This is a genomic window from Amycolatopsis sp. MtRt-6 (genome assembly GCF_017308975.1).
Taxonomy (GTDB): domain Bacteria; phylum Actinomycetota; class Actinomycetes; order Mycobacteriales; family Pseudonocardiaceae; genus Amycolatopsis.
This window is the reverse complement of record NZ_JADWPD010000004.1, coordinates 343,966-368,137: the sequence shown is the minus strand read 5'-3', so window position 1 is coordinate 368,137 and position 24,172 is coordinate 343,966. Positions and strand designations below refer to the sequence as shown.

Here is a 24,172-nt window from a genome sequence, read left to right as displayed (position 1 = left end):
TCAGCAGGTGGCCGGTGCCGTGCACTTGGCGCGGGCCAGGATCGTGCCGAAGTTGTCCTGGTAGGCCGCGCTGATCCCGGCGTTCTCGACCTTGATCAGGATTTCGTCGTTGTCGCGCAGGGCCGCGCCGGAGATGTTGTGCGAGCCGGTGAAGACGAGCTGCCGGCCGGCCTTCTCGCTGTAGTTGCCCGTGTAGAGCATGTACTTCGAGTGCACGGTGATCTCGCGGTCGTTGACGGTCGTGCTGAACTTCTTGAGCGTCACGTTCGCCTTGCCCTTGAGCGCGGCCAGCGCCGCGGTGCCCATGTCGTCGTAGACGATCCGGACCTTGCAGCCCAGCTTCGCGATGCGGGCCAGCTCGGTGACGACCGGGGTGCGCGAGTCGGCGATGTTGGCCTGCACGACGTTGAGCGAGCAGCCGGCTTCGTACTTGGTGATGTACTTCAGCAGCTGCGCCCACGTGTCGGTGGCGAACTCCTCCGAGGTGCCGCCCGTGGAGTCCGCGCGCGGCGAGAGGTAGCTGGTGACCATGGTGGTCAGCGTCTTGTGGTAGCCGGCGTCGGCGAAGTAGTTGTTGTTCTTCTTCTGCGCCAGCATCTTCTGCATGTGGCCGAGGTAGAAGCCGTACAGGTCGGGGTCGCCGTGGGTGAGCAGGGCGTTGTTGAACATGTTGCCCTGCACGGTGGTCAGGTTGTGCGATCCGATGACGACGACGTTCTTCTTGCCCTCGGCCTCGGAGAACATCCACAGCTTGTCGTGGTTGATCGAGTGCGGGCTGCCGTCGTGGGCGATGCAGCCGGTGTTGAGGCCGCCGGTGCCGCAGAAGACCAGCTGGGTGAGCCCGGCGGACTTGAGGATCGGCATCGCGGTGTTGGCCGGGTCGTCGTCCGCGGCGCCGTCGAGCGCGATCCGCACCTTGACACCCCGCGCTTGCGCCGCCTTGATCGCCTCGGCGAACGCCGGGCGCGTCCAGCTGAAGAGCGAGACGTGGATCTCCGCACCGGCCGGGGTGGCGTTGGCCAGCTGGACCAGCCGCGTTTCGATCGCGTGGTCGCGGTCGCCGTTTTCGGGCGGGTTGTTGAAGATCGCTTCCATGCCGGTCGCGTCGGCGGCCACCGCGGCCGGCGCCGCGTGCGCGAGGCCGCTGCCGGCCAGCGCGAGCAGCGCGCCGACGGCCACGGTGAGCGCCTTGAACTTGGGGGCCATGTCTTCCTCCCTGTCGGATGACCCCAAGCTCGCAATGCGGCGTACAAGATTCGTACACCGCGTGGCGAGCTGAGCAGCCCCCGTTTTCCACGCTACCGGGGAGCACCGGCAAAATCGGTTTCGTTCCGCGTCCGCGTCCGCCACTGTGGGGGGCGTGGAACGGCTCTTCTGCGACACAGCTCTGGCCGAGCACATCGAACGCGCGGAGGCGCGGTTCGTCGCCGGCTGCTGCGATGCCACCCGGTTGCGGCTCGGGGATGGCCTCGGCTTCACGCGCCCGCTCGCCGGTGGTGTCGCGACCTTCGCCGAGGCGGGCTCACCCTTCAACAAGATCGCCGGCCTGGGCTTCGCGGGCTTGCCCGAAGGCCTCGACGAGGTCGAAGAAGCCTTCGCCGAGCTGGGTGCGCCGGTGCAGGTCGAGCTTTCCCAGCTCGCCGGCTCGGCGGTGGGGGCGTTCTTGACCGCGCGCGGCTACCGGCTCGAGTCGTACGAGAACGTGCTCGGGCGGCGGGTCGGTGCCGGCGAGTTCCCGGAAGACGTCCGCCCCTGCCGCGACGACGAGCTGGAGACCTGGCTGTCCGCGATGGCCGACGCCTCCGCGGTCGCCGATGACCAGGGCCTGCCCTCGAACGAGCACTTCCCCCGCGAGCTCCTCTTGAACGCGCTGCGGGACATGGCCGGCGTCCGGCGGTACCTCGCGACGCGCGACGGCGAGTTCGCCGGCGGCGCGTGTTTCCGGGTCACCGACGGGATCGCGCAGTTCGGCGGCGCGGCGACGCTGCCCGCCCACCGGCGCCGCGGCGTCCAGACCGCGTTGCTGCGGGCCCGGCTCGCGGCGGCCGCCGAGGCCGGGTGCGACCTCGCCGTCGTCACCACGCAGCCCGGGTCGAAGTCGCACCAGAACGCGCAGCGGCAGGGGTTCGACCTGCTCTACGCGCGGGCGATCCTGGTGAAGGGCACCTCCGCGACCAGCTCTTCCGGGGCCGACAGCCGCCAGGCCTCGTAGAGGAGTTCGGCGAGCTCGTCGGCGTCGACGCCGTCGAGGTGGACGACGACCCAGCCGAAGCCGCCGGCGGTGAACTGCACCTCGAACACGTCGGGCCGTTCCGAAACCAGCGCGAGCTGCTCGGACACCGTCTGCTTGAGGCCGACGGTCCGGGTCCGCGGCCAGAAGTAGCCGAACCGCTTGCCGCGCACGCTGAACGACGAGTAGTCGCGTGCCTCCGAGCGCTGGACCTCCGCCAGCGCCGCAAGCAGCTGTTCGAATTCCCGGACCTGCACCGTCACCGCCGTTTCCCCCTGTCTCCGGCGACCACCGTAGCGCGCCGGTACCGTGCGGGACATGACCGAGTCCGAAGCGGATCGTGACGTCGTGGTCAAGCGGGGCCACGCGCCCGGCGCGACGGCGGCCGAGGTGGCGGGCCTGCGCTGGCTGGCCGCGGCGGGCACGGTCCCGGTGCCTGCCGTGCGCAGTCACGACGAGGACCGGCTCGTCATCGACCGCGTCCCGGCCGGGCGTCCGTCGGCCGCGGCGGCGGAACGCTTCGGCCGCGGGCTGGCCGGCTTGCACGCCGCGGGCGCCCCGGCGTTCGGCGCGCCGCCGCCGGACGGACGTCCCGACGCCTGGATCGGCCGGGCACCGATGGCCAACGTCCCGGCCGAGGACTGGGCGACCTGGTACGCGGCCGACCGCGTGCTGCCCTACGTCCGGCTGGCGGTGGACGCGGGGACGTTCGGCCCGGCCGAAGCGACGCTGTTCGAGCGGGCCTGCGCGCGGATCCCGGCCTCGGCCGAGCCGCCCGCGCGGCTGCACGGCGACCTCTGGAACGGCAACGTCTTGTGGGACGGGCGCGAGGCGTGGCTGATCGACCCGGCCGCCCACGGCGGGCACCGCGAGACGGACCTGGCGATGCTGCACCTGTTCGGCTGCCCGCACCTCGACCACGTCCTCGGCGCGTACGAAGAGGTCAAGCCACTGGCCGACGGCTGGCGCGACCGGATCGGGCTGCACCAGCTGTTCCCGCTGCTGGTGCACACCGTCCTGTTCGGACAGTCCTACGCCGGCCAGGCCGTGGCGGCGGCCCGCTCGTTCTAGCAGCGCTGCAGCATCGACTCCAGCGCCGCCTTCTCCGGCACGGTGATCGTCAGGCCGTAGTTGCGTTTGACGACGATCCAGTCGGTGGCGTAGGCGCACCAGTAGGACACGAGCGGCGGCTTCCAGGCGTCGGGGGCCTTGTCGCTCTTCTGCTCGTTGACGTTGTCGGTGACCGCCTTCAGCTGCGGGCGGACGAGGTCGTTGGCGAACTGCTCGCGCCGTTCCCGCGTCCAGCTCTTCGCACCGCTGATCCAGGCCTGCCCGAGCGGCACCATGTGGTCGATGTCCACATCGGACGCCTTGTGCCAGGTTGCGCCGTCGTAGGGGCTGACCCAGGTGCCGGACTTCGCGGCGCACCGGTCGTCGGTCCGGACGTCCTTGCCGTCGCGCTTGAGCACCTGCTCGCGGACGTCGCAGTTCGCGTCGACCTTGTCCCAGTGCGGGAACTCGTCGCGGCTGTAGCCGTCCATGGTCCCCCGGACGGCGACCTTGAGCGCCGCCAGCTCGGTCCGGGCCGCACCGGGCGAGATCCGCGGGGCGGCGACCGTTCCGGGCGCTTGGGTCACGGGCCCGGCCCCGGCGGCCAGCTCGTCGGCGAGCTTGCAACCGGTGAGGGACGAGCCCGCGAGGACGGCGAGAAGGACAAGCGCTCGGGTGCGCGGCATCGTGAACCCCTTTCACGTCTACCGGGAGATGCCCAGCGGACGCGCCGGGGAAACGGTGCAGCCGCGTCGGCTGGCGCGAAACGATCGTGGCAGCTCAGGAGCCGTGGAAGACCTGCGCGACGAACACGGCGGCAACGACACCGACGGCGACCAGCACGGTGAGCACGAAGAGCAGCCCCCACGGAACCTGCCGGATCGGTCGCGGCCGCGGGAAGACGGTCGCCCGCACCGCCGGCGTCCACGGGACGGGATCGTCTTCGACCACGGGCGGCGGCTCCGCGGGCACGGGGATCACAGCGGGCAGTTCCGGCAGCGGGGTGAGCACCGGAAGCCGCGCCGGGAACCCATCGGCGATCAGCGCGGCCCGCGGCGGGGCGAGGTGCGCGAGGGAGAGGGCGTAGCAGGCGTCGAGGACCTCGTCGGCGGACCAGACGGTCCGCCACCGGTTGTGCTGGGCGATGATCCGCCGCAGTCCGCGAGGATCGGCGAGGACGACGGCGACTCCCGGCACGGCCGCCGGCTCGGGCCAGCGCAGTGCGGGTGCGGGCCGATCGCTTCGGGGCGGCGGGAGCCGGTCGGATTCACCCTCCGACCAGACCGCCTCCGGCTCGCTCGCCCGCCGCACCGCCGCCCACTCACCCAACCGCAAGCCCTGCTCGCCCGAAGCGCTTCCGTCCCCCCGCGGTTCCGGCGGCGGGACCACCGCGACCAGGCCCGTCACGTGCCGGCCGCCTTCGTGGCCGGCCAGCGCTCCCCGCGCCGCCGCCACCGCCAGCCCCGTCCGGTCGCCTGGACCCGGCCACTCCACCGGCCCGGGTTCGTGGGCGGCGATCACCACCACTCCCGTCCGCGTGAACACCAGTGCGTCCACCCGCCGCGGCCCCAGCCGGCTCTGCAGCGTGATGCCGGCCAGCGCCAGGCCCGTCAGGTGGTTCGGCCCCGGGCCCCACGAGCACAGCACCCCCACCAGGTGCTCGGCCGCCGCGGTGAGGGGGCGGTTTTCGCCGGTGCGCTGGCGGGCCACGAGCACGCCGGTCACCTCCCACGACGAAACGCGAGCACTCCCTCGACGGTAAGAGGCGACCCCGCCGCCGCCCCAGCAGCCGAACGAGTGGTCGATCACCACCGTGTGTAGCCGGGGCATGCTGGAGCCGGACCGGCCCATCGATCAGACCGACCAGGGAGACCGCCGATGTCTTCACCCCCCGCTGCCTACCAAGGTCGCGCGCTCGACGTCGACCGGCCCTTCTACCGGCGGCTCGCCGGCGAAGCGGGCCGGGAGCTCGTCGAGGCGTTCGAGGTGCCGATCCGCTCCGGACGCGCGTGGCGGGTGCCGCGCGGGCACCTCTGCCGCCTCAAGACCGTCGAGGGGCCGCAGGTCGGCGACCTCAACCTGTGGCACGCCGACGACCCCCGCGAACGGTTCTGGGCCGCGCGCACCCGCCAGCTGCAGCGCGCCCACGTCAGCACCTTCGACCGGCTCTGGTCGACGCTGCCCTTCCTGCGCCCGCTGGCCACGATCACCGCCGACACCCTCGCCGGCAACGGCGAAGACGGCGACGGCGGCCGCGTCCACGACCTGCTCGGCACGCGCTGCGATCCCTACGTGAACCGGCTGCTCACCGGCGACGACTTCGACTTCTGCTGCCACTCGAACCTGGTCCGCGCGGTCGCGCCGTTCGGGCTGACCGAGTTCGACGTGCACGACGTCCTCAACGTCTTCCAGTGCACCGGCCTCAACGACGAGGACCGGTACTTCATGAAGGCCAGCCCGGCCCGGCCGGGCGACCACTTCGAGTTCTTCGCCGAGGTCGACCTGCTGTGCGCACTGTCCACCTGCCCGGGCGGCGACCTGTCGGTGCCGCTGTGGGGGCCGGACGCCCGCGACCCGATCGGCACCTGCCGCCCGATCGGCGTCGAGGTCTTCAAGCCGCGGGCGGAGCTGCTCGCGGACTGGCGCCCGCCGGAGCGCGCGGCCTACCGCGGCCTGCACGGCGTCCGGCTGCCGGAGTGGGCCGGCGGCACCACGCCGTGACCGGTGCGGTCCACAGTGGACCGCACCGGCCGGGCCGTCACGGCCGTGGGGTGTTGCGCAGGTTGGCGCGGGCCAGGTCGACCATCTTGCCGACGCCGCCGTTGAGCACCGTCTTCGTCGCTCCCAACGCGAACCCGCGCACCATCTCGCCGGTGATGCGCGGCGGGATCGACAGCGCGTTCGGGTCGGTCACCACCTCGACCACGGCCGGCCCGGGGTGGGCGAACGCCTTCTCCAGCGCGCCGCGCACGTCGCCGGGGTCTTCGACGCGCTCGGAGAACACGCCGCAGGCGGCCGCGATGGCCGCGAAGTTCACCGGCGCGTGGTCGGTGCCGAAGTCCGGGAGACCGTCGACGAGCATCTCCAGCTTCACCATGCCCAGCGTGGCGTTGTTGAACACCACCACCTTCACCGGGACGTCGTACGCCGGCAGCGTCAGCAGGTCGCCCATCAGCATCGCGAGCCCGCCGTCGCCCGAGAGCGACACGACCTGGCGGCCCGGCTGGGCGAGCTGGGCGCCGATCGCGTGCGGCAGCGCGTTCGCCATGCTGCCGTGCCGGAAGGACCCCAGCACGCGGCGGCGGCCGTTCGGCGTCAGGTAGCGCGCGGCCCAGACATTGCCCATGCCGGTGTCCACGGTGAACACCGCGTCGTCGGCGGCGACCTCGTCGAGCACCGAGGCGACGTACTCCGGGTGGATCGGACGCCGGTGCTCGATCTTCGTCGTGTACGCGCCGACGACCTTCTCCAGCTTCCGCACGTGCTCGCGCAGCATCCGGTCGAGGAACGTCCGGTCGGTCCGGGGCCGCAACAGCGGGAGCAGCGCCCGCAGCGTCTCGCGCACGTCGCCGTGCACGGCCAGGTCCAGCGGCGTGCGGCGGCCGAGGCGCGCGGCGTCGTGGTCGACCTGGATCGTGCGCGCCTGCGGGAGGAAGTTGTCGTACGGGAAGTCGGTGCCCAGCAGCACGATCCGGTCGGCCTCGTGCATCGCGTCGTAACAGGCGCCGTAGCCGAGCAGGCCGCTCATCCCGACGTCGAACGGGTTGTCGTACTGGATCCACTCCTTGCCGCCGAGCGAGTGCCCGACCGGCGCGGCGAGCTTCCCGGCCAGTGCCATGACCTCGTCGTGCGCGCCGCGGACCCCCGCGCCGGCGAAGAGCATCACCTTCTCGCCGGAGTTCAGCAGGTCCGCCAGCTCACGAACGACCTCGGCCGGCGGCACGGCCGGCGACGGCGTGACCAGCGGAAGCCGCTCGGTGAGCGGGCCGGTGGCCTTGCGGTCGGCGAGGTCGCCGGGGATGGTCAGCACCGCGACCCCGCCCTTGCCGACGGCGGTCTGCGTGGCGATCCGCAGCAGGCGCGGCAGCTGCGCCGGGTCCGCCACGAGCTCGCTGAAGTGGCTGCACTCGGCGAAGAGGCGGTCCGGGTGGGTCTCCTGGAAGAACCCCGTGCCGATCTGGTTCGACGGGATGTGCGACGCGATCGCCAGCACCGGCGCGCCCGAGCGATGGGCGTCGAAGAGGCCGTTGATCAGGTGCAGGTTGCCCGGTCCGCAGCTGCCCGCGCAGACGGCGAGCTTGCCGGTGACCTGCGCTTCGGCCGCGGCCGCGAAGGCGGCGGTCTCCTCGTGGCGGACGTGGACCCACTCGATCCCGTCGGTGCGGCGGACCGCGTCGACGATCGGGTTCAGGCTGTCCCCGACGATGCCGTAGATGCGCTCGACCCCGGCGTCGCGCAGGGTCCTGACCAGTTGTTCTGCCACGGTAGCCATGCCTCCAGCGTGGCCCGGGACGATCGATGCGTCCAATGCCTGATTGGCTGAAAATCCATACACTGGGGACATGGACGTCCAGACGCTGCGGCTCTTCCGGGAGGTCGCGGCCGGCGCGACCGTCACCGAGACCGCCGCGCGGGCCCACCTCACCCAGCCGGCCCTGTCGCGGGCGCTGCGGCGCCTCGAGCACGACGCCGGCGCCGAGCTGTTCCGCCGGTCCGGGCGGGTGCTGCGGCTGACGCCGGCCGGGCACGCCTTCAAGCGGCACGTCGATCTCGTGCTCGACCAGCTCGACCAGGGCCTGCGCGAGGTCGGCGAGATCGTCGCGCCGGGCACCGGGGTCGTCCCGCTGGCGTTCCTGCACACGTTCGGCACGTGGCTGGTGCCCGCGGTGCTGAGCGGCTTCCTCGGCGAGCACCCCGGCGCCCGCTTCGAACTGCGGCAGCACGGCGAGGCCGGGCTCGAGGAGGAGCTCCTCGAGGGCACCGCGGACGTCGTCATCACCAGCGGCGACCCCGGGCACCCCCAGCTGCACTGGTCGAGGCTGCTCGTCGAGCCGCTGCGGCTCGCGGTGCCCCCGCGTCACCGGCTCGCCGGGCGGCGGCGGGTGCGCCTCGCCGACGTCGCGGCCGAGACGTTCATCCTGCTGCGCCCGGGGTACGCGCTGCGCGAGACGACCGAGCGGCTGTGCGCCGAGGCCGGGTTCGCCCCGCGCGTCGGGTTCGAAGGCGACGAGGTGGAGACGCTGCGTGGGCTCGTAGCCGCCGGGCTCGGCGTGGCCGTGGTGCCACTCCCCCACACGGCGGCGTTCCCGGCGCCCCATCTGGAACTGACCGATGTGGACGCCGCGCGCGACATCGGGCTCGCGTGGGCGGCGGGCCGGATTCTCCCGCCGTTGAGCGAAACCTTCCGCCGGCACGTCCTGGCCGCCGCCCCGCGGCTGATGCCCGCCGAACTCGACAGTCCACAAGGGACGATGTGAGAAGTACCTTACGGGACAGCGAAACCGCTGTCCGTGTGCCAGGGTGGAGACATGGTCGCCGCGCTGAGATCCTTCCTGCTGTCCTGGACCTCCGTCACCCCGGTGCTCGGCGTGCTCGTGCTCGCGCTCGCCTGGGGCCGTGACCTCGGCCCGGTCTTCGTGGTCCTCGTCGCCCTCGCGCTCGGGGCGACCGTGCTGGCCGCGGTGCACCACGCGGAGGTCGTCGCCCACCGGGTGGGGGAACCGTTCGGCTCGCTGGTGCTCGCGGTCGCGGTCACCGTCATCGAAGTCGCGCTGATCGTCACGATGATGGTCTCCGGCGGCCCGGAGGCCGGCTCGCTCGCGCGGGACACCGTGTTCGCCGCCGTCATGATCACGACCAACGGCATCGTCGGCATCTCGCTGCTCGTCGGCGCCCGCCGTTACGGCTCGACGCTGTTCAACTCCGAAGGCAGCGGGGCCGCGCTCGCGACGGTCGCGACGCTGGCCACGCTGAGCCTGGTGCTCCCGGCGTTCACCTCCAGCACGCCCGGGCCGGCGTTCTCCCCCACCCAGCTGACCTTCGCGGCGCTGGCGTCCCTCGTGCTGTACGGGACGTTCGTGCTGACGCAGACGGTCCGCCACCGCGACTTCTTCCTGCCGGTCGCCGCGGACGGCGCGGTCAAGGAGGACGACCACGCCGACCCGCCGTCGAACCGCGCGGCGCTCGGCAGCCTGGCGCTGTTGCTCGTGGCGCTGGTCGCGGTGGTCGGGCTGGCGAAGGTGGAGTCGCCGGCGATCGAGGCCGGCGTGCGCGCGGCCGGGTTCCCGCAGTCGTTCGTGGGTGTGGTGATCGCGCTGCTGGTGCTGCTGCCGGAGACCCTGGCCGCGGTCCGCGCGGCCCAGCGCGACCGGATGCAGATCAGCCTGAACCTGGCGTACGGCTCGGCGATCGCGAGCATCGGCCTGACGATCCCGGCGATCGCGCTGGCGTCGGTGTGGCTGCCGGGCCAGCTGCTGCTGGGCCTGGGCTCGACCCAGATCGTGCTGCTGGCCCTGACGGTGGTGGTGAGCGTCCTGACGGTGGTCCCCGGCCGGGCAACCCGCCTCCAGGGCGGCGTGCACCTGGTCCTGCTGGCGGGCTTCCTGGTCCTGGCCATCAACCCCTGAGGCCGTGTCGTCCCCCTGACCACGCGTGATGCCCCTCCAATCACGCATGATGCCTCCTCAATCACGCGAGAAGCCCGGCGGAGCACGGCCGATGCCCGTTTCGGTCCACCGGCCGGCAGGCCGCTGCCCGTGCGGGAAGGGGCATCTCGCGTGATTGGAAGGGCATCTCGCGTGATTGGAGGGGCATCACGCGTCAGGCGGTGGTGACCTCGATGCCGACCACGCAGGTGTCGTCGTCGGTGTCGGCCGTGCTGTACGTCAGCAGGGTGTCCAGCTGGTGCTCCAGGCCTCCGTCGTGGCCGTCGACCAGGGTGACCAGGCGGGACACCGAATCCTGGACCGGGCGGTCGCGGCGCTCGATCAGGCCGTCGGTGTAGATCAGCAGGATGTCGCCCGCCGCCAGCTGGAGCTCGTCCTCCTCGTACGTCACGTCGCGGACCGCGCCGAGGAGGGAGCCGCGGACCAGCGGCAACGTCGTCGCCGTGCCGTCGCGGTGGCGGACGATCGGGGGCAGGTGCCCCGCCCGTGCCCAGCGGAGCTTCCGGTGGGCCGGGTCGTAGACCGCCGCGACGGCGGTCGCCGTGACGTGGTCCGTCAGGTGGTAGGCCACCAGGTTCAGCCACGTCAGCAGCTGGGCCGGCCCCGCGCCGGTCGCCGCGAGGCCGCGCAGGGCGTTGCGGAGGCTCACCATGCCCGTGGCCGCGTCGATGCCGTGGCCCGCCACGTCGCCGACGCACAGCAGGACCTCGCCGGTCGGCAACGCGACCGCGTCGTACCAGTCGCCGCCGACCAGGTGCTCCTTCTCCGCCGGCCGGTAGCGGACCGCGGCACGCAGGCCCGGCATGTCGATCGGGCCCTTCGCCGGCGGCATGATCGCGTGCTGCAGCTGCAGCGCGAGCCGGTTGCGCTCCATCGCCTCCTGCTCGGTCTCGGCCAGCCTGTCCCGCGTGGCCGCCAGCGCCACCTCGGTCCAGTGCTGCGACGAAACGTCCTGGTAGGCGCCGCGGACCGCGACCAGCTCGCCACGGCCGTCGACGACCGGCTCGGCGACCACCCGGATGTGCCGGGCGACGCCGTCCGAGCGCTGCAGCCGGAACGCCGTCGACGACGGGCGCTTGTGGTGCAGCACCGCCCGCAGGAACCGGCCGATCGCCGGCGCGTCGTCGGGGTGCGCGTGGCCGGCCAGCTCGTGCAGCGACAGCGGCGCGGCGTTCGGCGGCAGGCCGTACAGCGAGAACAGCTCGGTGTTCCAGGTGATCACCCCGGTCACGACGTTCTCTTCGAAGCCGCCGATGCGGCCGAGCCGCTGGGCGTGCTGCAACAGCACGGCGAGCTTCGCCGCGTCGTCCTGGATGCGCAGGATCAGCAGCACGTTCCCGGCGAAGCGGGTGACGCTGATGTCGGTGAGCACGGTCAGCGGCACCTGGTCGACCAGGGTGGTGATCGCCATGCTGTCGGCCCGGAACGGCTCGCCGGTGGCGTAGACGCGCTGGACCCGGTCGAGCAGCCCGCTCTCCTGGGCGGCGAGCGGGTACGACTCCAGCAGCCGGGTGCCGACGATCCGGCTGCGCGGGCGCCCGCCCGGGTCGGCGAACCGGACGTTGGCGTGGTGGATGTGGAAGTCGCCGCCGTCGTGGCACGGCGTGAGCAGCACGGCCGGGTCGTGCAGGCCGTCGATGAAGTCCACCAGCTCGCCGAGCACGTCGGCCACCGGGGGGAGCTCCCGGGTGTCGAGCGTGTACGCGCACAGCTCGGCCAGTGCTTCGAGCTGACGGCGCCGGCGCCCCGGTTCCTCGGGCAGCGGGTCGGGCCAGCACATCTCGACGACGCCGATGATGCGCCCGCCGGTCCCGGTCGGCACCGTCACCCGGCCGCCCCCGGACAGGGTGTGCTGCCCGATCGACGGCAGGCCGGCCGCGGCGAGCGTCGGGCACCAGACGGTGTCACGTTCGATCAGCGCGCTGCGGGCGGGCGTCGCCACGCCCGGCGGGACGTACCGCCAGCGCGCCGCCTCCTCGGCCGAGAACCCGGCGGACCCGGCCAGGGTCATGGACCCGTCGGCCCCGGCGAGCCACACCGCGACGGCGGTCGCCCCCAGCGGCCGCAGCGCGTGGTCCAAAATGGACTCCGCGACGCGCTGGGTGTCCCCGGCCGCGAGCACGCCGCTCTCCGCGGTCCGCAGCCGCACGGCAATGGCGTCATCGGCGTCGCCGGAGTCGTCGGCGCGGGCCAGGAACTCCTGCGCCACCTCGGTCACCCGGTCCTCGGCCGCCTCGCCGACGACGTCCGCGGCGAACTCCAGCGGCGTCATCCCGGCGCGCGCGGCCAAGGTCTCCAGCTGCCGGGCCGCGTCAGACGGCGCGCAGTGCAGGCGTTCCATCAGCACGCCCTTGGCGAGCTCGATCAGCGCGCGGCCGTCGGCGACGGCGTGCGCGTGGTCGATCTCGCTGCGCAGGCGCGCGACCGTGTCGGCGAGCCGCGCGAGGTTGGCCGGGACGCCGGCGGGCAACCGGTCGTCGCCGATCACGCGGTCACGTGCCGCTTGATGCGGCTGATGAGGTCGTCCGCGTCGACCGGTTTCGTCACGTAGTCGGTCGCGCCCGAGGCGAGGCTCTTCTCCCGGTCGCCCGGCATCGCCTTCGCCGTCACCGCCACGATCGGGATGGCCGCGTGCTCCGGCATCGCGCGGATCTTGGCCGTCGCGGTGTAGCCGTCCATCTCCGGCATCATCACGTCCATCAGGATCAGGTCGATGCCGGGGTGCGCAGCGACCGTCTCGACGCCCTTGCGGCCGTCTTCGGCGTGCAGCACCTGCATCCCGTGCAGTTCGAGGATCCCGGTCAGCGCGTAGACGTTGCGCGGGTCGTCGTCGACGATCAGCACCGTCCGCCCGGCCAGCGTGGTGTCGACGTCGGCCGCGCGCACCGGCGCGGCCGGCTCGTCCGGGCGGACCAGCGGCAATACCGCGCCGGGTTCCTCCGCCGAAAGGTGCAGCGCGATCCGCTCGCGCAGCTCGTCCAGCCCGGACAGCACCTCCAGCGACGGCACGTCCGCGCGGGACTGCACCAGCTGTTCGAGCTCGCCGTCGAGCCGCCTGCTGTTGTGCGCGAGCACCGGCACCAGCCGCAGCGCGCTGTCGCCCTGCATCGCGTCGAGGAAGGTGAACGCGGTCCGGTCCGGCAGGTCGAGGTCGAGCACGACGCAGTGGTAGGCGTCGGTGGCCAGCGCCGCGGCCGCCTCCTGCGTGCCCACCGCCGTCACGACTTCGACGTCGGCCGGCGAAAGGCCGATGTCCCGGCTGTCGGCCAGGTCGGCCGCCGCGCTTTCGGCGACGAGCGTCAGCAGGCCGTGCTGGCGTTCCTCGACGACCAGCAGCCGCCGGTGCGCCCGCGGCCCCGCGGCCGGGACGACGGCACCGGAGTCGAGCGCGGCGACGGCCGTGCTGGGCGGCTCGTTCACCGGGCCCGGCGCGAAGTCCGGGCGCGCGACCGGCAGCGCGAAGGTGAAGGTGCTGCCCTCGCCCAGGGTGCTTTCGGCGGTGATCACGCCGCCGAGCAGCTGGGCGATCTCGCGGCTGATCGACAGGCCGAGCCCGGTGCCGCCGTACTTGCGGCTGGTCGTGCCGTCGGCCTGCTGGAAGGCGCCGAAGATCGATTCGAGCTGGTGCTCGGCGATCCCGATGCCGGTGTCGGTGACGCGGAAGGCGACGGCGGGCCCGTGCACGCGCAGCGGCCGGGGCAGCCGGTCGGAGTCGACCGGCTCGATGTGCAGCTCGATCCCGCCGACCTCGGTGAACTTGACCGCGTTGGACAGCAGGTTGCGCAGCACCTGCCGCAGCCGCGAGTCGTCGGTGAGCAGCTCGGCCGGCGAGCCGGGCGCGACGGTGATCCGGAAGTCCAGGTTGCGCTGGGACGTCATCGGCCGGAACGTCGCCTCGACGTAGTCCAGCAGGCCGCGCAGCGACACCTGCTCCGGGGTGACGTCCATCTTCCCGGCCTCGACCTTGGACAGGTCGAGGATGTCGTTGATCAGCTGCAGCAGGTCGGAGCCCGCGGAGTGGATGATGCCCGCGTACTCGACCTGCTTGGCGGTGAGGTTGCGGGTCGGGTTCTGCGCGAGCAGCTGGGCGAGGATCAGCAGGCTGTTGAGCGGGGTGCGCAGCTCGTGGCTCATGTTGGCCAGGAACTCCGACTTGTACTTCGACGCCAGCGTCAGCTGCTGGGCGCGCGCCTCCAGCTCCTGGCGCGCCTGCTCGATCTCCAGGTTCTTCGTCTCGATGTCGCGGTTCTGCGTGACGAGCAGCGCCGCCTTCTCCTCCAGCTCGGCGTTGGACGACTGGAGTTCTTCCTGCCGTGCCTGCAGTTCCTCCGAGCGGGCCTGCAGCTCCGCGGTCAGCCGCTGCGACTCGCCGAGCAGCTCGTCGGTGCGGGCGTTGGCGACGATGCTGTTGACGTTGACGCCGATCTGCTCCATCAGCAGTTCGAGGAACGCGCGGTGCACCGGCGTGAAGCCGTGCACCGACGCCAGTTCGATGACGCCGAGCACCTGGTCCTCGACCACGATCGGCAGCACGATCAGGCTGGCCGGCGCGGTGCTGCCGAGCCCGGAGGAAATCGTGGCGTAGCCGGGTGGGACGTCGTCGACGGCGATCGCGCGGCGGCTGCGGGCGGCCTGCCCGACCAGCGACTGACCCACGCGGAACCGGATCGGCGGGCCGTCGCCGTCGTCCGGGTGGCCGTAGGCGCCGACCAGCCGCAGTTCGGGGACTTCGGCGGTGTCGTCGGCCAGGTAGAACGCGCCGTACTGGGCGTTGACCAGCGGGACGAGCTCGTCCATCACCGCGGCCGCGACGACGGCGAGGTCGCGGCGGCCCTGCATCAGCCCGGTGATCGTGGCCAGGTTGGACTTCAGCCAGTCCTGCTCCTGGTTCGCTCGCGTCGTCTCGCGCAGCGACTCCACCATCGAGTTGATGTTGTCCTTCAGCTCGGCGACCTCGCCGGAGGCGTCGACGGTGATCGAGCGGGTCAGGTCGCCCTCGGCGACCGCGCTGGTGACCTCGGCGATCGCGCGGACCTGCCGGGTGAGGTTCCCGGCCAGCTCGTTGACGTTCTCGGTGAGCCGCTTCCAGGTGCCCGAGACGCCTTCGACCTCGGCCTGGCCGCCGAGGCGGCCTTCGCTGCCGACCTCGCGCGCCACGCGCGTGACCTCCGCGGCGAACGCCGAGAGCTGGTCGACCATCGTGTTGATCGTGGTCTTGAGCTCCAGGATCTCGCCGCGGGCGTCGACGTCGATCTTGCGGGTCAGGTCGCCCTGCGCGACGGCGGTGGTCACCTGGGCGATGTTGCGGACCTGCCCGGTGAGGTTGTTCGCCATCGAGTTGACGTTGTCGGTGAGGTCCTTCCAGGTGCCGGCCACGTTCGGCACGCGTGCCTGGCCGCCGAGCATGCCCTCGGTGCCGACCTCGCGGGCCACCCGGGTGACCTCGTCCGCGAACGCCGAGAGCGTGTCGACCATCGTGTTGATGACGTCGGCCAGCGCCGCGACCTCGCCCTTGGCTTCCACGGTGATCTTCCGCGAGAGGTCACCACGGGCGACCGCCGTCGCGACCTGGGCGATCGAGCGCACCTGGCCGGTCAGGTTGGACGCCATGACGTTGACGTTGTCGGTGAGGTTCTTCCACGTGCCGGACACGCCGCGGACGGTCGCCTGGCCGCCGAGGTTGCCCTCGGTGCCGACCTCGCGCGCCACCCGGGTGACCTCGTCCGCGAACGCGGACAGCTGGTCCACCATCGTGTTGATGGTGTCCTTGAGTTCGAGGATCTCGCCGCGGGCGTCGACGCGGATCTTCTGCGACAGGTCGCCGCGGGCGACGGCGGTGGTGACCTGGGCGATCGAGCGGACCTGCGCGGTGAGGTTGTCGGCCATGACGTTGACCGACTCGGTGAGGTCCTTCCAGGTGCCGGAGACGCCCTTGACGTCGGCCTGCCCGCCGAGGCGGCCCTCGGTGCCGACCTCGCGCGCCACCCGGGTGACCTCGTCCGCGAACGCGGACAGCTGATCCACCATCGTGTTCAGCGTGTCCTTGAGCTCCAGGACCTCGCCGCGGGCGGTCACGTTGATCTTCTGGGAGAGGTCGCCCTTCGCGACCGCGGTGGCGACCTGGGCGATGTTGCGGACCTGGTCGGTCAGGTTGCCGGCCATGAAGTTCACCGAGTCGGTGAGGTCGCGCCAGGTGCCGGAGACGCCCTTGACGTCGGCCTGCCCGCCGAGGCGGCCCTCGGTGCCCACCTCGCGCGCCACTCTCGTGACTTCGTCGGCGAACGAGGACAGCTGGTCGACCATCGTGTTGATGGTGTTCTTGAGTTCGAGGATCTCGCCGCGGGCGTCGACGGTGATCTTCTGGCTCAGGTCGCCCTTCGCCACCGCCGTCGTCACCTGGGCGATGTTGCGGACCTGGTCGGTCAGGTTGCCCGCCATGAAGTTCACCGAATCGGTGAGGTCGCGCCACACGCCGCCGACGCCGGGCACCTGGGCCTGGCCGCCGAGGCGGCCTTCGCTGCCGACCTCGCGCGCCACCCGGGTGACCTCGTCCGCGAACGACGACAGCTGGTCCACCATCGTGTTGACGGTGTCCTTCAGCTCGAGGATCTCGCCGCGGGCGTCGACGTCGATCTTCTGCGAGAGGTCACCCTTCGCCACCGCGGTCGCCACCTGGGCGATGTCGCGGACCTGGGTGGTGAGGTTGCCGGCCATGGCGTTCACCGAGTCGGTGAGGTCCTTCCACGTGCCGGACACGCCGGGGACCTTCGCCTGCCCGCCCAGCTGGCCTTCGCTGCCGACCTCGCGCGCGACACGGGTGACCTCGGAGGTGAACAGCGAGAGCTGGTCGGCCATGCCGTTGAACACCGTGGCGATTTCGCCGAGCAGGCCGTCGGCCCCGCCCGGCAGCCGGATGCCGAAATCGCCGTCGCGGACGGCGGTCAGGCCGGCCAGCAGCCGGCGCAGCTCCTGCTCCCCGGCCTCGCCCACGCCCGAGGCGTCCGCTCCCGTACCCGGGCGCACGCCATCGACCATTGCCCCACCCATCCGCCACCCGTTTCCTGGTTTCGCCCGCCCGCTGTGTGCACACCGGATGGCTCAGCATAGTGCAGTTGCACTATGCTGAACGGCAACGGTTGAGCAACCAGCCGCGCCGGTGTCCACGTGCGCTCCCAGGCGGTGCTCGAAAGCCTTTCCTTCTCCCCCAGGCCATCCGGCCGCATTGACCCGTTCGGCTGAACGTCGCCGCGGGCTTCGGTGGCGTGCGCGCCGGCGCCGTCGCCGCGCTTCGCCGTGCCCGGATTTCGTGTCCGGTGTGGACACTCCATTGTGGAACAAGCGACACGCCCGGCGCGCTATCCGCGTCACCCGGTAGGTCGTGTCGCCCCCTCAATCACGCGAGATGCCCCGCCAATCACGCGAGATACGCGTCCAATCACGCGAGTTCGGTTTCTGAACACGCGAGGTCGGTGTAGCGGAACGGCGAACTCGCGTACCCGGATGGACGACTCGCGTACCCGGATGGATGACCTGCGTGCCTGGCCCGGACACGTCCCGGCGGCGCGGAGTACAAGCTAGGCGAGCAGGTCCGAGAACCAGGCTCGGGTGCGGTGCAGGAAGTCGATCTGGTGGCCGCGTTCGCGCAGCGAGTGGCCCTCCCGGGGGTAGACGACGAACTCGTGCGGCCGGTCGCCGAGGGCGTGGTGCAGGAGTTCGGCCTGCGAGAGCGGGACGTTCGCGTCGTCCTCGCCGTGCACGATGAGCACCGGTGTCCGGATGCGGTGGGCGTGGGTGATCGGGCTGTTCTCCCGGCCGCCGAGGGCGAGGTCGTACCGGCCGCACTCCCCGGTCGCGGCGAGCAGCGGCCAGTCGATGACGCCCGCGTTGACGACGGCCGCCTTGAAGCGATCCGTCTGCGTGACGGCCCAGGCGGCCATGAACCCGCCGTGGCTTCCGCCGCCGATGCCGAGCCGGTCCGCGTCGGCGACGCCGGCCTCGACGAGCAGGTCGATCCCGGTGAGGATGTCGGTGAACTCCGCGCCCCCGACGTCGCCGGCGACGCTCGCCGCGAAGGCGTGACCGTGGCCGAGGCCGCCGCGGGGGTTCGGAAGGAACACGGCGAACCCGGCCGCGGCCAGCCACTGGCCGTTGCGGAACCAGCCGAGCTGGAACCGGTCGGCGAAGCGGTCGTACGGGCCGCCGTGGACCAGGGTGACGAGCGGGAAGGGCCCGTCGGCGCGGGTCCGGCCGGGCGGGAGGATCAGGAGGCCGTCGAGCTCCAGGCCGTCGTCGGCGCGGTACGACACGCGTTCCTGGGTGCCCCACCGGATCCCGTGCCGCCGCGGTTCGCCGAGCCGGGTGAGCGGACCGCCGGGCGGTCCACAGTGGACGGCCTCGGGTTCGGTGGCGCTGCTCCCGACGACGGCGATGCTGCCGCCGCTCGCGCTCAGGTGCAGCAGGCTGCCGGCCGAGCGGCCGAGCTCGGTGAAGGTGCCGGCGGCGGGGTCGAGGCGCCGGATCGTGGTGTCGAGGCCTTCGGCGAACAGGGCCAGCAGCCGGCCGTCGCCGGCCCTGGCCAGTTCGACCGGGCAGACGCTCATCCCGGCGGTGAGGTTCCGGTGGTCAGCGGCGGCGAAGATCGCGCGGCCGCTGATCAGGCCGGGCGGGGTGATGCCGAGGTAGGCCAGGCGCCAGCCGGCGTCGTCGCGCCACCAGGTGAGCGACTCGGCCTCCAGCGCCGGGACTCCGAGATCCTCCCGGGCACCGGTGGTGGGGTCGACGAGGTGGAGGCGGGGTTCGTAGAGCCCGGGCTCCCGGTCGGCGACGGACCAGGTGAGCACGGCGAGGGTGCGGCCATCCGGCCGCGCGGCGGCTTCGACGACGTGCCGCGGGCCGAAGTCGCCGAGCGCGCGGACGGCGCGGGTCGAGGGGTCGAGGAGCCAGAGCCGATCGGGCCGGGCGACGGTGTCCCACGTGGAGCGGGAATCGGGTGGGCCGGCCGCGGCCGGCCCCGTTGCTCCGCCCCGCACCACGCGAACCCGGGGGTCGGCCGGCGCGGCCTTCTCCTCCGGCGCGATGAGCGCCACCGCACCGCTGTCCGGCAGCAGCACGTAGTCGCCGATCCCCGGGTGCCAGTCCGTCAGCTGCTCCGGCTCGCCGTCCTCGCGGCCCGCCCGGTACAGCTGCGCCGTCCCGCGGTCGGCCCGGTCCGAAAGGAAGTACACCCACGCGGAATCCGGCGACCACCGCGGCTCGCGGTCCTCCACACCGGCGGCGGCGAACTCCCGCGGCGGCTCGCTCCCGTCCGCGGGTGCCAGCCACAACCCGCTCACCGGATGCTCCCCGGGGCGACCCACCGGCGAACTCGCGAACACCACCCACCGGCCGTCCGGTGACACCTGCGGCCGCTGCGGCACCATCCGGTCGACCACGGCTTCCGCCGTCAGCTTCCCCATGGGACCCCAGTGTGCCCGAAACCGATCAACTCCGGCCCGTGGGCACCATGGCCAGCAGGCGCTCGTGGTCGCCCGCCTCGCGCAGGGCCGGGGCCTCCAGGGTGCCCGCGTCCGGGTCGTCCGCGCGGACCGCGGCCAGGAACCGGACCACCGCGCGGGGCTCGGGGAGCACTTCGCCGCCGAGGTAGCACAGCGCCGTCGCGCCGGTCGTGTCCTCGATCGCCGCCGCCCAGCCGTGGACTTCGTCCCAGACCAGGGCCAGGTCGTGACCGGGGAAGCGGGACAGGCGCCAGTCGAGGGCGATGTACGCCGCCGCCGGTGTGCCCGCGTCGAGCGTGCACGACTCCAGGCCCACCCCCACCGCCCGGGCCACCGCCCCCACGTAGCCCCGCAACCGCCGCTCGAACGAGAACTCCGTGTCGCGCCCGAAGTCGATCAGAATGCTCAACGCCGCCTCGCTTTCCCCGTCCCGCCGCGGGATCCTCCGCGGTCCGGAAGCCGGGTACCCCGGCCGCACGCTGCTCAATCCCGGCAAACCAGACAGTCGATGTCGTCCATCCGGCGACATCTCACTTGTCATCGAAAGGATGACATGTTAGAACCGAAGTATCCGAGAGAGAAAGGCGAAGAACCCCCGTGACCGCATCGATCGAACTCCCGACCGGTTACCAGCACCCCGCCGTCCCCGCGCTGCTCGAGTACCTCCGCGACGTCACCGCCGAGCTCGGGATCGGCCTCGAGTCGTGCACGCTCGACCACGACAGCCCGGTTTCCGCCTACGTCGCCCTCGACACCCGGCTGCCGCACTACCCCGACCGTGACGTGGCCCTGCTGTGGGACGAGGAACGCGGCTGGGCGGCGGCGATCGAGACGCACTCCGGCGAAGACCTGATCGTCCTGCGCTACCTGGGCGACGAGGTCGTCCCGTCGCCACGCCGGGTCGCGCGGTTCGTCACCGCCCTGCACGAAGACGACCACACCGTGGGACGGCCCGATCCGGTGCGGCTGCGGACCGCGGGGGACGCCGGCGCGCTCGCCGCGCTGCTGCGCCGTCCGGCCGCGGCCCGATGACGGCGCCGCTGCCCCTGCCGGAGAGCTTCGCGCTGACGTTCCGCGGCTACGACCGCGAGCAGGTCGACGAGCGGATCGACGAGCTCCTCGCCGAGATCCACCTGCTGACGGCCGACCGCGACGCGGCCGTCGCCGAGGCCGAAACCCTCGCGCGGCAGCTCGAACGGGCCCGCGCCGACCACGCCGAGCTGAGCGCCCGCGCCGACCGGCTGTGCCGCGCCCCCGCCGACCCGGCCGCCGTCGGCGACCGCGTCCGGCACCTGCTCGAACTGGCGCACGCCGAAGCCGGCGCGGTCGTCACGACCGCCCGGGAACGCGCCGCCGCGATCGTCCGGGAGGCGGAGGAGGCCGCCCGGCAGCGGACCGCCGACGCCCGCGCGCAGGCGTACCGGATCGTCGACGACGCCCGCCGCCGAGCCGACCGGCTGGCCGAAATCGAGCGCCGCACCGCCGACCGGCTGCGGCGGATCGACGCCTACCTCGCCGACGCCGAATCGGTCCTCGAGGAGCAACCGCCGCTGCGCGCGGTCGCGTGAGCCGGCCCGCGCCCGGGAACCACTTACGTGAATGAGTCATTTCACGATGCTCGACGAGCCACCCGGGCCGCCGGTGAGGCAGGATCAACGACGTGACCACCGATCAGGCGGGGGTGCCCGAAGCCCGTCCGGGCCCGGCCTTCCCCGCGCACGAAGCCCGCGTCGACGCCCTGAGACAGCAACTCACCGCGATCGACGGTGAAACCACCGTCCGGCTGGCGAAACGGACGTCCAACCTCTTCCGTTCCCGTGCCGCGACGAAGCACCCCGGCCTCGACGTCTCCGGGTTCACCCACGTCCTGCGGGTGGACCCGGAGACCCGCACCGCCGACGTCGAGGGCATGGTCACCTACGAGCAGCTCGTCGACGCCACGCTGCCGCACGGCCTGATGCCGCTGGTCGTGCCGCAGCTGAAGACGATCACCCTCGGCGGCGCGGTGACCGGGCTCGGCATCGAGTCCTCGTCGTTCCGCAACGGCATGCCGCACGAATCGGTGCTGGAGCTCGAGGTGCTCACCGGCGACGGCGAGATCGTCGTCGCCACGCCGGACAACGAGCACCGCGACCTGTTCCACGGCTTCCCCAACTCCTACGGCACCCTCGGCTACGCGCTGCGGCTGCGGATCCTCCTGGAACCGGTGAAACCCTTCGTGAAGCTGCGGCACGTCCGCCACCACGACCGCGGGAAGTACTTCGAGGCGCTCGGCGAGGTCTGCGCGACGAGCGAGTACGAGGGCGAGCACGTCGATTTCGTCGACGGCACGGTCTTCGGCCCGGACGAGCTGTACCTGACGCTCGGCACGTTCACCGACACCGCGCCCGCGACGAGCGACTACACCTGGCTGGACATCTACTACCGCTCCATCCAGCGCCGCGAGACCGACCACCTCACCGTCCGCGACTACCTCTGGCGCTGGGACACCGACTGGTTCTGGTGCTCGCGCGCGTTCGGCGTCCAGCACCGGCTGCCCCGGCTGCTGCTCGGCCGCCGGTTCCTGCGGTCCTCGGTGTACTGGAAGGCCGTCGCGCTCGACCGGCGGTTCCGGATCGCCGAGCGGCTGCTGAAGCTGCGGCGGCTGCCGCCGGAAGAGACGATCGTGCAGGACATCGAGGTCCCGCTCGGCCGGGCCGCGGAGTTCCTCGAATTCTTCGAACGGGAAATCCCGATCAGCCCGGTCTGGATCTGCCCGCTGCGGCAGCGGCCCGGCGGCATCCGCTGGCCGCTGTACGAACTGGACCCCGAGGAGCTGTACGTCAACTTCGGGTTCTGGTCGGCCGTGCCCCTCGACCCCGGCGAGCGCGACGGCGTGCACAACCGGATGATCGAAGCCGAGGTCACCCGGCTCGGCGGCCACAAGTCGCTCTACTCCGACAGCTTCTACACCGAGGACGAGTTCTGGCGGCTGTACAACGGCGACGCCTACCGGAAGCTCAAGCGCGCCTACGACCCGCGCGAGCGGCTGCTCGGCCTCTACGAAAAATGCGTCCGCCGCCGGTGAAAGGAACGAACGTGACCCAGGAAAACATCACCGTCGGCGCCGTGTTCGAGCGGCTGCTCGGACCGCGCGCCCAGGTGTCGATCACCGCCTACGACGGCAGCCGCAGCGGCCCGGCCGACGCGCCGGTGGCCTTCGAGGTGCACTCGCCGCTGGCGCTGGACTACCTGATGTCCTCCCCCGGCGACCTCGGCCTCGCCCGCGCGTACGTCGCCGGCGCGATCGAGGTCAAGGGCGACCTCTACACCGCACTGCACGCCCTGTCGGCGCAGGTCGACCAGCTCACCCCGGCCGACCGGCTGTGGCTGCTGCGCAAGCTCGGCCCGCGCCACCTGCGGGTGGTCAAGCCGCCGGCCGAGGAGCACCCGAGCCGGTTCCGGCGCGGGCTGACCGCGCTGCGGCACTCGAAGGTGCGCGACAGCGAGGCCATCGCCAGCCACTACGACGTGTCCAACCGGTTCTACGAGCTGGTCCTCGGCCCGTCGATGGCCTACACGTGCGCGGTGTTCCCGCACGCGGACGCCACGCTGGAGGAGGCGCAGGCGCACAAGTTCGACCTGATCTGCAAGAAGCTCGGCCTCCAGCCCGGGATGAAGCTGCTCGACGTCGGCTGCGGCTGGGGCGGGATGGTCGCGCACGCCGTCCGGCACTACGGCGTCGAGGCCATCGGTGTCACCCTTTCGCGTGAACAGGCCCAGTGGGCGCAGAAGAACATCGTCGCGCTCGGCATCGCCGACCGCGCCGAGATCCGGCACCAGGACTACCGGGACGTCACCGAGACCGGCTTCGACGCGATCTCGTCGATCGGCCTGACCGAGCACATCGGCGCGCGCAACGTGCCCGGCTACTTCCGCTTCCTGGCCGGCAAGCTCAAGGCGCACGGGCGGCTGCTCAACCACTGCATCACCAACCCGGACACCAGCGTCGCGCACCGCTCGCGCGGGTTCATCGACCGCTACGTCTTCCCGGACGGCGAGCTCGAGGCGCCCGGCGAGCTGATGACGGCCATGCACGACGCCGGGCTGGAGGTGCGCCACTCGGAGAACTTCCGCGAGCACTACGCGAAGACCCTGGCCGGGTGGTGCGCCAACCTCGACGAGCACTGGGACGAGGCCGTCGCCGAGGCGGGCGCCGGGCGCAGCCGGGTGTGGGCGCTCTACCTCGCGGCCTGCCGGCTGGCCTTCGAACGGCGCGAGATCGAACTGCACCACATCCTCGGGGTGCGGACCGACAGCGAGGGCGGAATGGGCATGCCGCTGCGACCCGATTGGGGAGTTTGACCACCGGGGGTGGCCTCTCCGGTCCGGCAATGGGAGGATGGTCGCGAGACCGGGTGTCCGAACGGGACGCCCAGGCTCACTACAAAGAGTAGGTATGGGTATGGCTCAGGGCAGTGTCAAGTGGTTCAACGGCGAAAAGGGCTTCGGCTTCATCGCGCAGGACGGCGGGGGTCCGGACGTGTTCGTCCACTACTCCGAGATCCAGGGCAGCGGCTTCAAGTCGCTCGACGAGGGTCAGCGCGTGGAGTTCGAAATCGGCCAGGGCCAGAAGGGCCCGCAGGCCCAGCGCGTCAGCGTCATCTGAGCCACGAGGCAGCCTGAGGCCCTCGCCCCGACCAGGGGCGAGGGCCTTTCTCGTGTCCACCCCTGTTTCCGCCCCCTGCTCCACC

19 protein-coding genes are annotated in these 24,172 nt (G+C 72.2%); 10 read left to right on the top strand and 9 right to left on the bottom strand.

Annotated features, from left to right (window positions below; genetic code table 11):
• On the bottom strand, window positions 1-1,206 hold the full coding sequence (locus I4Q55_RS10320) for a phospholipase D-like domain-containing protein (protein ID WP_206786240.1): 1,206 nt from the start codon (window positions 1,204-1,206) through the stop codon (window positions 1-3).
• A 154-nt stretch (window positions 1,207-1,360) separates the two neighbouring features.
• Here I4Q55_RS10320 and I4Q55_RS10315 point away from each other — a divergent pair, with 154 nt between their 5' ends.
• Complete coding sequence (locus tag I4Q55_RS10315) at window positions 1,361-2,212, top strand: GNAT family N-acetyltransferase (RefSeq protein ID WP_307793173.1); 852 nt, start codon at window positions 1,361-1,363, stop codon at window positions 2,210-2,212.
• On the opposite strand, the gene I4Q55_RS10310 is transcribed toward I4Q55_RS10315, so the two are convergent.
• Entirely contained in the window at window positions 2,137-2,493 is a 357-nt protein-coding gene (locus tag I4Q55_RS10310; RefSeq protein WP_206786236.1) for an MmcQ/YjbR family DNA-binding protein, read from the bottom strand. The two genes, I4Q55_RS10315 and I4Q55_RS10310, sit on opposite strands and share 76 nt — an antisense overlap.
• A 55-nt stretch (window positions 2,494-2,548) precedes the next feature.
• On the opposite strand from I4Q55_RS10310, the gene I4Q55_RS10305 reads away from it, so the two are divergent.
• Window positions 2,549-3,301 carry a fructosamine kinase family protein gene (locus tag I4Q55_RS10305; protein ID WP_206786233.1) on the top strand — a complete coding sequence of 251 codons (753 nt, stop codon included), beginning with the start codon at window positions 2,549-2,551 and terminating at the stop codon, window positions 3,299-3,301.
• Here I4Q55_RS10305 and I4Q55_RS10300 read toward each other — a convergent pair.
• Window positions 3,298-3,966, bottom strand: a complete 669-nt coding sequence (locus tag I4Q55_RS10300; RefSeq protein ID WP_206786231.1) for an HNH endonuclease family protein — start codon at window positions 3,964-3,966, stop codon at window positions 3,298-3,300. The two genes, I4Q55_RS10305 and I4Q55_RS10300, sit on opposite strands and share 4 nt — an antisense overlap.
• Window positions 3,967-4,060: 94 nt before the next feature.
• Window positions 4,061-4,996 (bottom strand): hypothetical protein, encoded by a 936-nt coding sequence (locus I4Q55_RS10295; protein ID WP_307793172.1) that lies wholly within the window; start codon window positions 4,994-4,996, stop codon window positions 4,061-4,063.
• A 162-nt stretch (window positions 4,997-5,158) separates the two neighbouring features.
• Between I4Q55_RS10295 and I4Q55_RS10290 the strand changes: the two genes are divergently transcribed.
• Entirely contained in the window at window positions 5,159-6,001 is an 843-nt protein-coding gene (locus I4Q55_RS10290) for an urea carboxylase-associated family protein (RefSeq protein WP_206786229.1), read from the top strand.
• Window positions 6,002-6,038: 37 nt separating this feature from the next.
• Here the strand turns inward: I4Q55_RS10290 and I4Q55_RS10285 are convergent, their stop codons facing one another.
• Complete coding sequence (locus tag I4Q55_RS10285) at window positions 6,039-7,772, bottom strand: pyruvate dehydrogenase (protein WP_206786226.1); 1,734 nt, start codon at window positions 7,770-7,772, stop codon at window positions 6,039-6,041.
• 70 nt (window positions 7,773-7,842) lie between these two features.
• On the opposite strand from I4Q55_RS10285, the gene I4Q55_RS10280 reads away from it, so the two are divergent.
• Together I4Q55_RS10280 and I4Q55_RS10275 are read left to right on the top strand one after the other, a co-directional pair.
• A complete protein-coding gene (locus I4Q55_RS10280) occupies window positions 7,843-8,757 on the top strand; it encodes a LysR family transcriptional regulator (RefSeq protein WP_206786225.1) in 915 nt (304 codons plus the stop codon).
• Window positions 8,758-8,808: 51 nt separating this feature from the next.
• Window positions 8,809-9,906 (top strand): calcium:proton antiporter, encoded by a 1,098-nt coding sequence (locus tag I4Q55_RS10275; protein WP_206786223.1) that lies wholly within the window; start codon window positions 8,809-8,811, stop codon window positions 9,904-9,906.
• 193 nt (window positions 9,907-10,099) lie between these two features.
• Here I4Q55_RS10275 and I4Q55_RS10270 read toward each other — a convergent pair whose 3' ends face one another.
• The 4 genes from I4Q55_RS10270 to I4Q55_RS10255 all read right to left on the bottom strand — a co-directional run bounded on the left by I4Q55_RS10270 (window position 10,100) and on the right by I4Q55_RS10255 (window position 19,848).
• On the bottom strand, window positions 10,100-12,433 hold the full coding sequence (locus I4Q55_RS10270; RefSeq protein WP_206786221.1) for a SpoIIE family protein phosphatase: 2,334 nt from the start codon (window positions 12,431-12,433) through the stop codon (window positions 10,100-10,102).
• Window positions 12,430-16,980, bottom strand: coding sequence for a HAMP domain-containing protein (locus I4Q55_RS10265; RefSeq protein WP_206786213.1), 4,551 nt, complete (start codon window positions 16,978-16,980; stop codon window positions 12,430-12,432). Before I4Q55_RS10265 ends, I4Q55_RS10270 begins: the two co-directional genes overlap by 4 nt.
• Window positions 16,981-17,519: 539 nt before the next feature.
• A complete protein-coding gene (locus tag I4Q55_RS10260; RefSeq protein WP_206786203.1) occupies window positions 17,520-19,400 on the bottom strand; it encodes a prolyl oligopeptidase family serine peptidase in 1,881 nt (626 codons plus the stop codon).
• 25 nt (window positions 19,401-19,425) lie between these two features.
• Window positions 19,426-19,848 (bottom strand): DUF6292 family protein, encoded by a 423-nt coding sequence (locus I4Q55_RS10255; protein WP_206786201.1) that lies wholly within the window; start codon window positions 19,846-19,848, stop codon window positions 19,426-19,428.
• Between the two features lie 188 nt (window positions 19,849-20,036).
• Between I4Q55_RS10255 and I4Q55_RS10250 the strand changes: the two genes are divergently transcribed.
• The 5 genes from I4Q55_RS10250 (at window position 20,037) to I4Q55_RS10230 (ending at window position 24,087) form a co-directional block, all read left to right on the top strand.
• Entirely contained in the window at window positions 20,037-20,471 is a 435-nt protein-coding gene (locus tag I4Q55_RS10250) for a DUF6292 family protein (RefSeq protein WP_206786199.1), read from the top strand.
• Window positions 20,468-21,007 carry a DivIVA domain-containing protein gene (locus tag I4Q55_RS10245; RefSeq protein WP_206786197.1) on the top strand — a complete coding sequence of 180 codons (540 nt, stop codon included), beginning with the start codon at window positions 20,468-20,470 and terminating at the stop codon, window positions 21,005-21,007. The genes I4Q55_RS10250 and I4Q55_RS10245 overlap by 4 nt, the downstream gene beginning before the upstream one ends.
• 92 nt (window positions 21,008-21,099) lie before the next feature.
• A complete protein-coding gene (locus I4Q55_RS10240; protein ID WP_206786195.1) occupies window positions 21,100-22,506 on the top strand; it encodes an FAD-binding oxidoreductase in 1,407 nt (468 codons plus the stop codon).
• Window positions 22,488-23,783 carry a class I SAM-dependent methyltransferase gene (locus tag I4Q55_RS10235; RefSeq protein ID WP_206786193.1) on the top strand — a complete coding sequence of 432 codons (1,296 nt, stop codon included), beginning with the start codon at window positions 22,488-22,490 and terminating at the stop codon, window positions 23,781-23,783. The genes I4Q55_RS10240 and I4Q55_RS10235 overlap by 19 nt, the downstream gene beginning before the upstream one ends.
• 100 nt (window positions 23,784-23,883) lie before the next feature.
• Window positions 23,884-24,087 (top strand): cold-shock protein, encoded by a 204-nt coding sequence (locus I4Q55_RS10230; RefSeq protein ID WP_004558414.1) that lies wholly within the window; start codon window positions 23,884-23,886, stop codon window positions 24,085-24,087.
• The last annotated feature ends 85 nt before the right edge of the window (window positions 24,088-24,172 follow it).